Source organism: Frankia sp. AgB1.9 (assembly GCF_016786355.1).
Classification (GTDB): Bacteria; Actinomycetota; Actinomycetes; order Frankiales; family Frankiaceae; genus Pseudofrankia.
In genome coordinates this window covers 1-12340 of the sequence record NZ_JADWYX010000190.1, presented here as the reverse complement: position 1 = coordinate 12340, position 12340 = coordinate 1, and the positions used below count along the sequence as shown (strand labels likewise).

Genomic DNA, 12340 nt, shown 5'->3' with positions numbered 1-12340 from the left:
CGCATCAGGCAACGTTCGCCCGGGCGACGATCTGGCGTAGCTTCTGATCTTGGGCGTGTCGGTTCCGCCAGATGATGTAACGGCGGATCATGCTGCCTTGGGCGCGGTGGTTGCGATGATCGGTGCCCTCCACCGCGAAGTAGCGCAGGGCGGTGAACTGGGCCTCGATCCTGTTCAGCCAGGACGAGTAGGTCGGGGTGTAGGCGATCTCGACGTTCGCCGCGTCGGCCCAGTCGCCGACCCGGCGGTCGACGCGGGTCGACAGGTGCGGCGAGAAGTTGTCGCAGATGATCGCGATCCGGGTGTCCGCCGGATAGAGCGACCGCAAGTAGCGACAGAACGCGCCAGGAACTGGGTCCGGCCCTTGACCGGCTTCACGTGGCCGTAGAGGCGGTCGCGGTGCAGATCGTAGCCGGCCAGCAGATGACGAACGCCCAGCTTGCGGGTGTAGGTCGCGCGGTTCCTGCGGCGCGGCCCTCGTCTCGGATCGCGTCTCTGTCCGCCGACGCCGGCCCACTGCCGGCCTGGGCGGGGCTGGAGGTTGAGCGGTCCGAACTCGTCCATGCAGATCACGACCGTCGGCTCACCGTCCTGCGGCATGACCTGGCCGTCGGCGATCGCGTAGAGATGCTCGACCCGAGCCTTCTTCACCTCGTAGTCCGGATCGGTCGAGCTCTTCCAGGTCTTCAACCGTTGAAACGAGACGCCCTCCTCGCGGAGCAAAACCCGTAGCCTCTCGTGGCTGATGTCGTCGACCACCCCCTGCGCGACCAGGAACTCCGCCCACTTCGACAGGCTCCAGCTCGAGAACGCCAGCTGATGCTCCGACGGACCCGACTTCGCGATCTTCTTGATCTCCAGGCGTTCCGGCAGGGTGAACTTCCGCGGCCGGCCACCGGAGTACTTCGGCTAGAGCGACACGAACCCGTCGGTATTGAAATTGTGGATCACGTCGCGGACCCGGTCCTCCGACGTAAACGTCACCTGCGCGATCTTCGTCGGAGCCATGCCCTGCGCAGACAACAGGACCATCTGCGCGCGCCGCCACGTCACCACCGACCCCGAAGACCGCCGCACGATCCGCAACAGCCACTGTCCCTCATCCGCGTCGATGTCACGGACCCGCACCCGCTCCGCCATCCGACGATCATCTCAACCGCGCTCCGCGGAACTCACCCACCACGCCGCCCGAAACCGGACCAACCATGTCAACTGCGGCACTAGGCGCGGTGGAGCCGTCCTTCGGGAGGCCCCGTGTCGTCGATCATCAGCCCCTCAGTCTGGGATGAAGGCCGCCGCTACCCTGTCCGCGGCGAGAAGCACGATCCGCGCCCGCATCACCAGCCGGAAAGGCGCTGTTGCCCGGCGCGACAACGACTCCAGCTCGGCGCGCTGCGCATCGTCAAGGCAGATGACAGAGGGACTGGACGGCACACACACCATGATCCAGACAGGCATCTGAGGCACGATGGCCGCATGGCCAAGCCACCGGAGTCGACCAAGACCTCGCTGCGCCAACGCCTTGTCGCCAGGGCAGCCGAGCGGTGGCCCCAGCTTGACGGCCTCACCATCCGGTGGCACGGCGAGTTCGCCTACGTCGCCGGTCAGCTCCCCGGCGGCACCACCCTGCCCCTGGTGCGGCTGCGCTACGCCGGCTCCGCCACTACCTGGGGCTTCGCCATTTACCGTGCCAGCCACGACGACTACGACACGTCAGTCCTGCCCAGCGGCCACCCCGCCGGCACGCGGCAAGAAGCCCTCGACTGCGCCTGCGGCCTCTACCTCGCCGACCGCCACCGCCTGGCTCAACCCACCACCCCCCGATGAATTGACGGGCGCGACCACGAGAGGTAGCACCGATCGTCCTGGCTACCGGTCAGATCACGGTAAAGAAGGTGTCGCACTCAGCGCTGGGCCCGACGCCGCTGGCTGGCAGGATCTCCACGAAGACGCTGTAAAAGCCGCCGGCCAGCGGCGGGAGGTTCCTGCTGTGACCTACCGGCACGGACAGGGGGCTGCCCGCCTGGCGGCCTTGGCTCACGATGTCGACCGAGGCATCAGGCTGCCAGGCGCTCGGAACAGCGCCTGGTCCCCAATCCACCCTGACGGTTGCGTCAACTCCGGCAGCCGAGAACACCGAGACGGTGCAGACGTCGACCGGGCCCGCGGAGGCGGTCGACGCCGCGGCGGTCGCGGTACTCGGCGAGGGGGCCGCGGCCGGAGGCGGCGTCCCGGCGTCGTCGCATCCACCGACCGCCAGCACCCCGGCGACTACCAGCGCCCCGATCGTCGTCGTGCCTGTCCTAGGCATTGCCATCCTTCTGCAGCCATCGTCACCGGTCGACGACCGATACCGCCCCCCGAGTTCCCCGGCGAACGCCTGTATCTGCACCGATCACACACCACCGGCTCAAACGACACCACCGTCGCAGAATGAACATTACTAACCGACCGCCACGCGCCCGAACACCTCCACGGGATCCGCATAGCCGAACCCGTCCGGTTGCTGATCATCCGAAATCGACCGGTCGGGCCGTGTGAGCGCTCCCGAGCCGAAGCGTGCCTGGATCCCGCGCTGGAACCACACCCGGCAGTCGGGGTCGTCGACCAGCTCGGCGCGGATCAGCTTGAGTACGACCCAGCCTCGGGGGCTCCGGCAGGTCGGCGGCCCCTATTTCGCCCCTGCCCAGCCGGCCGGCGAGCTGGTGGGATTCCAGCTCCATGTGGCCTCAGGACTGCCGGACGACCTTCTCGGCCAGCAGCGCGTCGATCTCCTCGGCTCGGAACCCGAGCTCGTTGAGGACCTCGACGCTGTGCTCGCCGATGCCGGGCACCATCATGGCTGGGTCGCCGTCAGCGCCGGGCCCGCAGCGGGTCAGCGCGCCGATCTGCTCGAAGTGCCCCCACTCAGCCACGTGGTAGGCGGCGACCCGGCCGAGTTGGCGGTTGACCGGGTCGTCGAGCACCGCCCGGCGGAAGTCGTCGCGGTTCATCGGCTTCACCAGTTCAGCTGGCAGATCATGACGTCGTAGCAGCGCCACCCACTCGGCCGCCGGCCGGGTGGCGAACGCGGCGGCGAGGACGGCCTCGGCTCGCCGTGCCCTCTCGTCGTGCGCGCCGCCGCGTAGTGGTGTGTAGGACGCGGGCAGCCCGGTGACCTCGCCGAGTGCACCTAGCCGGGACCAGGCCCGTTCGTCCGGCAGGACGAGAGCGAACCATCGCCCGTCGCCGCCCTGGTAGAGGCGATAGCCGGGACCGTATCCGGTCTGGTCGGCGTCCACGACCGGGCCGCGCACGTCTTCGCCGTCGCGTTGGAACACGCCGCTTTGCAGCAGCATGCCGGCGCCGAGCAGGCTCGTGGCCACCAGTTGGCCCCGCCCGGACGTCGCCTGGGCGTAGAGACCGGCGAGGATGCCATCGGCCGCGACCCAACCGCCGCTGACATCGAGTGGGATCCAGGTCGGCGCAACCGGGTCGTTTCCGTCTCCGCCCACCGCGCGCGCCAGCCCGGTAAACGCCTGCATCAACGCGTCGCTGCCAGGGAATGTCGCCCGCGGCCCGGTCGGGCCGAAGCTGCTGGCGTGGCAGTAGACCGCGCGGGGGTTGATCCTGGCGACGGTCTTCGCGTCGATGCCTAGTCGTTCCGCCACCCCGACACTGAAGTTGTGCAGAACGACGTCGGCCCAGCTGAAGAGCCGCTCGACCACGGGCCGGGATTGTGCGGCATTCAGGTCTATGGTCAGGCTGCGTTTGCCGCGCTGGCAGGCGGCGACGGCGTAGGCGGCGGCCCGCATCGCCTCGCCGCCGGGCGGTTCGACCTTGATCACGTCTGCTCCCATGTCGGCGAGTACCTGCGCGCCGAGTGGGCCAGCCACGAAAGCGGAGAAGTCCAGCACGTGCACCCCGGCCAGCAGACCTCTCCCGCTGGGGCGGTCATTCGCCGTGTACGCCGGAGGTTCGGCCTCGGGCTGTCCGTCCGTCGAGGCTAGCGGGCGCACGGTGATCGGAGTGGCGATCAGTACGTCGCGATGGCCGCCTTCGGATCGCGTGACCGTCAGCGCGGCCTCGGTCAGGTGCGGGTCAGACAGTGCCTCCCCAGGGCGCAGCACCGGCTCACAGGCGACCCCGGCCGATCGCAGCAGCGTGATCCACTCGTTGCGGGGGCGTTGGGTGAATGTCTCCCTCCAGCGCACCGCGCGGGCGTTCAACGCGCCGGTCACCTGGTCGGTGTAGTAGCCCGCTGGGCTGGGCTGGTCGCCCAGGACGTCGATGAGCTTGGCGTACATGCCCTTGCCGCCGAACCAGACCTGGATGAGTTCCCGGTCCGCGCAGCGATACAGGAAGCGCGGGAAGAACGAGCCCTGCTCCCAATACTCCTCGATCTTGGGGGCGGCCCGCTCTGAACGGCCGATCATGCAGACCAGGGTGGCGAGCATCCCGTCGTACAACGACGTCTCGGCCCAGCCGCCCACACCGGCGACGACACGACGACGCAGCAAGGCGAGCGCCGAGGCCGTCATCAGCAGCGCGGTGCCGCTACCGGACGCCCGACAGTCGACGAAGATGGGCCCCGGGCGGTTTCCGTCAAGCTGGGTACAGAATCCTGCGTTCGCCTCGACGAGCAGGCCGTAGTCGGCGATCGTGCCCTTCGAGGTCCTGCTCGGACGACAGCGTGCATAGACCAGTGTTGGATTGAGAGGCTGTACGTCCAGGTAGCCGAGACCGCTCTGTTCCACAACGGTCTCGGACCCGTAGACCAGGGCGACGTCGGCGTCGGCGAGTAACGCCAGCACGCGCCTCGGGTCGTCGGTTCGGATCACCTCCTTGTCGCGGTGCCAGGCTCGGCCCCACGACACCCCGGAGTCGATCGGCAGCGGCGCCTCGCCGACCACCCGCACGACGCTGGCGCCCAGATCGGCGAGGATCATTCCAGGCACGCCGCCCGCCATGCCGAGACCGAGGTCGCTGACACCCACCGCGACCTCGACGACGCGCACGCCCGCGCAGGGCGCGGTCCCGTTCTCGTCCGCGGTCATGACCGCGCCGGTGTGTCAGAAGGGGCGATCTGGTCCGGCATGGCCGAAATTTCCGCTCTGTGAGCCCCGTCGGGTCCCAACGCTGTGGTCTCGCGCGCCCGGTCGCGTGCGGCCCGGATCGAGCAGTAGATGTCCATTGCCCCCTCGCCCTCAGCAAGATCGCGGCCCGGATTCCACGCGGGGCGGTAACCATGTGCTGGCGACGAACTCCCTGGCTGGTCTTCCACCAGCCCTGAGTTCCACGACGGGAACTGTTGGGTCGGCACGAATGGCCGCCGGCGCGATCCGGCGGAGTGAGCGTACACTCACGATGTTCGGCGAGCATCTCCTTTGAGAACCACCGCTCCCGACGATCCGCCGGGAGCGCGAACATGCTGCTCGCAGGCATCAGATGCCGCGCCTACGCGTCCGCGTCGAACAGTTCCCGATCCGGGCCACGACGTTCCTGCGCGACAGGATCATTCCGCAGACTGGGCAAAACGCCGACCGCACCACACCCGACAGGCCAAGATCGGGATGTGTGCCTGGGGGTGAAATCCCCGGTCTACCTGACCGTTAGCGTGCTACTTCCGCGGTTGATTCAGTGGTGGATGAGAATCCGGAGTAGCCCCGTTGTTCCGACGCTGAGGATGTCGTAGAGGTCGGCGATGAAGAGGGAGCCGTCGGGTGCGGCGGCGACCTGGTAGGGGAAACCGAGCTGCGTCGCGTGTGCGGGACCGGTGCCGATGGGTTCGCCGACGATTCCGGTGCCGGCGACGGTCGTGATGGTGCCGGTGCGGTCGACACGGCGGACACGCGCTCGGGATGGCTCCGCGATGAACAGGTCACCGGCTGCGTCGACGGTGAGGCCGGCCTGGTATCGGTTGAGCCCGTCGGAGAGGTCGAGGGCTGCGGCGGTCGCGGGTCTGCCGTCGCCGGTGTCGCCCTGTGTGCCGGTGCCGGCGACGGTGGTGACGTTGCCACCGGCACTGAGCATCCTGATCTCGTTGTGTTCGAGGTCGGTCCCGTAGAGTCGGCCGTCGCGGGCGGCGAGTGCGCCGAGCGGACCGGTGGTGAGCTCGGGGTATGCGTCGTCGGTGGTGTGGCCGATCTGGGCGACGACGGTGAGCATCCCTGGCCGGTTCACCTTGTAGACGTGTCCGTTGTCGGCGAAGTAGACGTCGCCGGTGGTGTCGACGGCGAACTGGCCGTCGAGCTCGGTGAGGTGGGCGCGGGTTGCCGCGACGGGCTGTCCGGTGAGCGCGCTCTGTTGGATGGTTCCGCCGCCGGCGATGGTCGTGATCCGCCCGGTGGTGTCGACGCGGCGGATCCGTCCGTTGCCTTGGTCGAGGATGTCGATGTTTCCTGTGCCGTCCACGCCGACGTTGGTCGGGCCGTGCAGTTCCGCGTCGATCGCCGGTCCGCCGTCGCCTGCGAAGCCCGGCGCGTCGGTCCCGGCGATGATGGTCTCCTGCCCGTTGGCGGCTAGCCGCGCGACGACGTTGTCCAGGCTGTTGGCGAGGTAGGCGTCGCCGGCGGGTCCTGCGGCCCAGCCGTCGAAGGTGGTCATGGAGATGACCCGCGGCGCGGGGTGGGCCGCGGTGGTCGATGCGGTAGTGGTCGTCCTGCCGCTCGGGCCGACGGCCAGCAGGGTCGTCACCGCGGCGGCGAGGACCGCGAGAGCGGCTGAGGCGACGGCCAGGCGCCAGCGCCGTGGGGCCCTGAGGCGGATGCACCGGTGGCCGTGGGTGGGTGTGGCTGGTTCTGGTTGGGGGCTGGGTAGGGCGGTTCGGGGTTGGGCTGTCTCGTCCGGATGCGACGTCTGGACCGGGGGCCTGTCCGTTGGCGTGGCGGAACGGGCAGCCTGCGGGAGTGCAGCCGTTCGCATCTTTCGTGGTGTGGTTGGTGCGAACAGGTGGGTGGTCAGGTCCTCGTCGTGGGGGTCCTGGCGCAGGTGCAGGACGAGCCCGGACCGCGCGGGCCAGTCCTTGCCGTAGACCGTGGCGGTGGCGTCGAGGAGTGCTCGTCCGAACGTGCTGGCGTTCGCGGGCCGCAGCGCCGGGTCCTTCGCCAGCGCCGTCATGACGACGGCTGCGAGGGGTGCCGGCACGTCGTCGAGGGGGCGCGGGGTTATCTCGAGGTGGTGGCGGAGCAGCTCGGGCCGGGACAGGACCTGGTCGAACAGCGGGCGGCGGGCGAGCTGCTCGTAGAGGACAGCGCCGAGCGCGTAGAGGTCCGCGTGCGGCCCGGCGGGCTGGCCGGCGATGACCTCGGGTGCGAGGTAGCGGGGGGTGCCGACGACCTGCCCCGAAGTCGTCGCTGGTTCCGTCGCGAGCTTCCCGAGGCCGAAGTCGGTGAGCTTGGGCTGCCCGGCAGCGGTGAACAGGATGTTGTCGGGCTTGATGTCGCGGTGCAGCACGCCGTGGTCGTGCGCGTGGGCGAGTGCGTCGGCCATCGCGATGCCCGTCGCGCAGACCGCGACCGCCGAGAGTTGGTGGCTTGCCAGTGTCCCGCCGTCAAGCAGCTCCATGATCAGAATGGCGAGGCGGTCGGTCCTGTGGTAGTCGTGGACCCGCGCGATGTGCGGGTGATCAAGCCGGCCGAGGATGCGCGCCTCGGCGTCGCACCGCCGCGCGTCGTCGGCCGACGAGCCGGCCGCGGAGATCTTGACGGCCACGGGGCGGTCGAGGTCGTCCTGGCGCGCGGCAAGGACCAGGCTGAAGGCGCCGGCGCCGAGCTGGTCGCCGAGGGTGTAGCGGGGGAGCGCGGCTGCCACCTGCGCGCGGTCGATGACGGGCACGTCGGGACCCGTCTTACCCCTTCGGCCCGCTGGTCGCCGCTGACGGGCAACCGTGCACGGCACAGGGGACGGCCGCGATGCGCACAGCACGCATGACGCCGAGAGAGTCCTCGATGTACAGGATCCCGTCATCGATGGCGAGGCCGTCGGGCTCGGCGAGGGTCGCCTTGGCTGCCGGTCCGCCGTCTCCGCCGATACCGGGTTGGCCCGAGCCAGCGAGCGTAGTGATCAGCCCACGGGTGTCGATGCGGCGAACCCGCTCGAAACTGGTGAGGTAGATGTCGCCGGCCTGGTCCACGGTCAGGCTGGCGAGGCCGAGGTCGAGCTCCGCGTCGATGGCCAGGCCGCCGTCCCCGGTCGTTCCTCGTGTTCCGTTGCCGGCGATGGTCGTGATGACTCCCTGCGGGCTGATCTTCCGGATCCGCTCGTTGGACAGGTCGGCGACATACAGACTGCCGTCGGGGCCGAGCGCGAGAGACCTGGGGAAGCGGAACTGTGCCGCGGTCGCGGTGCCACCGTCGCCGCCGAAGCCGTGCGCGCCGGTGCCCGCGACGGTGGTGATGATCCCGTGGGTGTCGACCCGGCGGATCCGGTCGTCGCCAGCGTCGGCGATGTAGAGATCGCCCCGCGCGTCGACGGTGACTGACTGCGGAGCAGAGAGGTTGGCGTCCGTCGCGGGGACCTCGTCGCCGGAGAAGGCAAGGCCGCTGGTGCCCACCGGTCCGCCGTACCAGGTAGTGCCGGTGCCCGCCACGGTGGTGATGATCCCGTTCGCGTCGACGCGGCGGATGCGGTTGTTGTTGGCGTCGGCGATGTAGAGGCTGCCGTCGGGTGCCACCGCGACCCCCAAGGGGCTGTTGAGCTCGGCGCGGATGGCCGGGCCGCCGTCGCCCGCGTAGCCGGCGATGCCGTCACCCGCGACGGTGCTGATGGTCCCGTGTGTGTCGACGCGGCGGATCCGGTGGTTGAACCTGTCGGCGACGTAGAGGTAGCCCCGGGCTGGGTCGATGGCGATGCCTGCCGGGTAGAAGAACTTGGCCGCACTCGCGGGACCGCCGTCGCCGGTGAACCCGGGGGTCAGGGTGCCGCCGCCGCGCAGGACCGTCGTGATGCTCCCGAGGGTGAGCGCGCCCGGCCGCCAGGCCGGCATCGCAGCCGCTGCGGTCGAGGCCCCTGGGTGCCGATGACCTACCGCCGCCCAGGTGACGCCCCCGCCGAGCGCCGCGCCGGCGGCGATCGCGACCGCCAGCGCCGCGGCCGCGACGCCGCTGCCCTGCCTGCGCTGTCGCGGTGCGTCCGGGCTGTCCACACCTGGGGCGCGGCGGCGGACGTGTGTGGGACGGGCGGTCAGGTCGCGCAGGTCATCGGAGACTTGGACCGGCACCCCCGCGTCCCGCAGCCATCCTCGGCCGAACACGTCGGTCGCGGCCCTGGCGAGGTCGTCGGCAAAGGCATGGGCGTCGGGATGACGATCCTCGCGTCGCTTCGCCAGACTGCGCATCACGACCTTGGCCAGTGGCGCGGGCACGTCCGGCGGCGGTGGCGGGACGACGGTGAGCTGACGGCGCAGCATCTCGGGGATGGGGGTGCGCGGCGGGGCCGTGGTCCTGCCCGACAGCAGCTCGTAGAGCGTCGTGGCGAGCGCGTAGAGATCGGTGACGCCGCTGAGATGCTCGCCCTTGATCTGCTCGGGCGCCATATAGCGGGGCGTGCCTACGATCTGGCTCGCCGACGACACCGACGCCTCGATGATCTTTGCGATGCCGAAGTCGGCGAGTTTCGGCTGGCCGCTGTCGGCGAGCAGCACGTTCGCCGGTTTGATGTCCCGGTGCAAGATGCCGCGGCTGTGGGAGAGGGCGAGCGCGTCGGCGAGCGCCAGACCGACGGCGCAGGCCTCCTGGGGGCGCAGCCTGCGGCGCGCGAGCGTGCCACCGCCGAGCAGTTCCATCACCAGCAGGCACAGGTCCTCGCGGGTCATACAGTCGTGGGTGCGCACGATGTGCGGGTGATCGAGCTGCCCCACGGCCCGGGCCTCCACCAGGAAACCCGTCGCGACCTGGGGCGTCGTGTTCGCCAGCACCTTGACCGCGACCGGGCGGTCAAGGCCGTCGTGGCGGCCGGCCAGCACAACGCCGAACGCGCCGGACCCGAGTTCCTCGCCGATCGTGTAGCCGGGCAGCGCCGCGGCCACCCGCGCGCGGTCAACAACCGTCACCGCACCGACTCCCTTGCCACAGGGGCACCCAGACCTCCTACGAGCCGCACCGTCATGTCCGCTGCGACCCGAGCGTGATGCGGACGATGCGGTTGTTTCCCCGGTCGGCCACATAGAGGGTGCGTCCTGCCGCATCCACGGCCATGCCGCCGTCGGGCAGCAGCCCCGGCACGGCAGAGGCGCGGGTTTCCCCCGGTGGGACCGTGCCCGCGATGGTGAGGATCGTTCCGGCGGTGGTCACCTCCCGGATGCGGTGGTTCTCCCGGTCGTCGATGAACACGTCGCCGACGGCGTCGACGACGACCCCACGCGGATCGCGCAGCGTCGCGGCGGTAGCCGGCCCGCCGTCGCCCGAGAATCCGGCCATGCCCGTACCGGCGATCGTCTCGATCGTGCCGTCCAGGTCGATCCGACGGATACGGTGACCGTACTGGTCGGCGACGTACACCCGGCCCGCACTGTCGAGAGCAACGTCGTACGGGTCGTCGAGCAGCGCCTGCGTCGCCGGGCCACCGTCGCCGTACGAGCCCCGCCCGTAGCCGCCAGCGACGGTAGTGATGACCCCGGCCGGGCTGATCCGCCGAATCCGGTTGTTCGCGGAGTCGGCGACGAGGAGGTCGCCGGAGCCGTCGAACGCGAGCCCGATGGGCGCGAACAGATAGGCCTGCGTCGCCGGGCCCCCATCGCCGAAGCTGGCGGTGGCGGGTGCCGCGATGTCCCCTAGCAGGGTCCCCGGCCCGTCGTCGCTGCGCCCGGCGAAGGTGGTGATGATGCCCGTGGCGCTTACACGACGGATCCGGTTGTTCGACACTTCGGAGATGTAAAGGTTCCCGGCAGCGTCAACGGCGACCGCGGCCGGCCCATCGAGTTCCGCCGCCGTGGCCGGGCCGCCGTCACCGGAAAACCCTGCTGTCCCGTCGCCCGCGACGGTGGTGATCGTGCCATCCGGGCTCACCCGCCGGACCACGTTGTTGCCGTAGTCAGGAATGTAGACATCACCCGCCGCGTCCACCGCCGGCGAGAGAGGACCGTTGAGCTTCGCCGCCGTCGCGGGGCCGCCGTCACCCGCGAAACCGGTCGCCCCCGTCCCGGCGACCGTGACCACGGAGACACGGGGTGGTTTCGGCGTGGCCGCGCCCGGGACGGCGGCGTAAGCAGGTGCCGGCGACGAGCCGGGGCCGACCGCCCCTGAGACGGCGGCCGCAGAACCAGCACGGCTGCTCAGGGCCAGCGGAAGGACCACCGCGGCGGCGATCAGCGCGGCGGCGACCCCTGCCACGACAGGCACGACCGCGCGACGGAGCGGACGTACGCGCGCCGCGCTCGAACCGGCGTCGGGCGGGGCGGCCGGACCCTGCATCGGGCGGGTTCTCCCCGCGTCGGCCGCGTGCGACCCGAGCGAGGAGGCAGGAGCGGCGCCGGGCAGCGGCAGCGTCCGGTCGGGCGCAGACGGCTGTGGGGGGATCGCGGCCCCAGCCGTGAGGATCGCGGTGCCAACCGCCCGATCCGCCACCCCTCGACCCGCGGCGTCTCGCGCCGGCGACGCCGGCGGCACCTCGATCAGGGACCCACCGGACGGCCGCCAGCCCGGCCCGTAGTCGGCCAAGGCCGCGCCGGCCAGGGCAGCGGCGAAATCCGCCGCGTCACGGTGCCGGTCCCCGGGCGCCTTGGCCAACGCCCGGCCGAGGACCGCGGCCACCGCGGGCCCGGCACCGGCCGGTGGCGACGGTACGACCTCGCAATGGTGGCGCAGCCGCTCCGGCGTCGTCAGACCGTCGCCGAACACCGACACACCGGCGAGCAACTCATACAACGTGGCGGCGAGCGCATAGACGTCGGTCCCAGCGCTGAGCCCCGCCCCGGTGATCTGCTCCGGCGCCAGGTACCGCGGGTTGCCGACGACCAGCTCGGCGGCGTCGGGCGGCCAGCCGCCCGCGAGCAGCGCGACACCGAGGTCGGTCAGTTTCGGCTGCCCGCCCGCGGTGAGCAGAATGTTCGTCGGCGTCAGGCCACGATGCACGAGGCCGGCCGCGTGCGCGACCGCCAGTCCCTCGGCGACATCGACCACCACCGCGCAGGCCACGGCGCCGGCGAGGTCGTGCCGCCCAGCGAGGCTGCCGCCCGGCAGCAACTCGGTCACAATCAGACAGAGAGTGCCCGCGCGCACCACCGACATCGTCTTGGCCAGGTGCGGATGGTCGAGCCCGAGGAGCGTCTCCCCAACCGCAAGGGGGACGTCCGCGGCGCGCTCAGCCGACTCCACGACCTTCACCGCGACTACGCGGCCCGTTTCGGACTGGCGGCCCGCAA

General features: G+C 70.7%; 7 protein-coding genes and 1 pseudogene. 1 reads left to right on the top strand and 7 read right to left on the bottom strand.

Annotated features, from left to right (window positions below; translation table 11 throughout):
• Positions 1-4 precede the first annotated feature (4 nt).
• Positions 5-1140: pseudogene (locus I6A60_RS44350) on the bottom strand (IS630 family transposase).
• Between the two features lie 135 nt (positions 1141-1275).
• Complete coding sequence (locus I6A60_RS39090; RefSeq protein ID WP_203023795.1) at positions 1276-1458, bottom strand: hypothetical protein; 183 nt, start codon at positions 1456-1458, stop codon at positions 1276-1278.
• A gap of 18 nt (positions 1459-1476) precedes the next feature.
• On the opposite strand from I6A60_RS39090, the gene I6A60_RS39085 reads away from it, so the two are divergent.
• Complete coding sequence (locus I6A60_RS39085) at positions 1477-1827, top strand: hypothetical protein (RefSeq protein ID WP_203023794.1); 351 nt, start codon at positions 1477-1479, stop codon at positions 1825-1827.
• A gap of 49 nt (positions 1828-1876) precedes the next feature.
• On the opposite strand, the gene I6A60_RS39080 is transcribed toward I6A60_RS39085, so the two are convergent.
• The 5 genes from I6A60_RS39080 to I6A60_RS39060 form a co-directional block, all read right to left on the bottom strand.
• Positions 1877-2392, bottom strand: coding sequence for a hypothetical protein (locus I6A60_RS39080; RefSeq protein ID WP_203023793.1), 516 nt, complete (start codon positions 2390-2392; stop codon positions 1877-1879).
• Positions 2393-2729: 337 nt separating this feature from the next.
• Positions 2730-5036, bottom strand: a complete 2307-nt coding sequence (locus I6A60_RS39075; protein WP_203023792.1) for a CoA transferase — start codon at positions 5034-5036, stop codon at positions 2730-2732.
• Positions 5037-5616: 580 nt separating this feature from the next.
• A complete protein-coding gene (locus I6A60_RS39070) occupies positions 5617-7815 on the bottom strand; it encodes a serine/threonine-protein kinase (RefSeq protein WP_203055850.1) in 2199 nt (732 codons plus the stop codon).
• 13 nt (positions 7816-7828) lie between these two features.
• Positions 7829-10030: a serine/threonine-protein kinase gene (locus tag I6A60_RS39065; RefSeq protein ID WP_203021391.1), complete on the bottom strand. Its 2202-nt coding sequence runs from the start codon at positions 10028-10030 to the stop codon at positions 7829-7831.
• Positions 10031-10082: 52 nt separating this feature from the next.
• A partial coding sequence (locus I6A60_RS39060; protein ID WP_203055849.1) for a protein kinase occupies positions 10083-12340 on the bottom strand: 2258 nt, incomplete at its 5' end.

Excerpts from the sequence above, each read along its gene's own strand:
- I6A60_RS39090 (WP_203023795.1), bottom strand. The coding sequence starts at position 1,458 with ATGCCTGTCTGGATCATGGTGTGTGTGCCGTCCAGTCCCTCTGTCATC.
- I6A60_RS39085 (WP_203023794.1), top strand. The coding sequence starts at position 1,477 with ATGGCCAAGCCACCGGAGTCGACCAAGACCTCGCTGCGCCAACGCCTT.
- I6A60_RS39075 (WP_203023792.1), bottom strand. The coding sequence starts at position 5,036 with ATGACCGCGGACGAGAACGGGACCGCGCCCTGCGCGGGCGTGCGCGTC.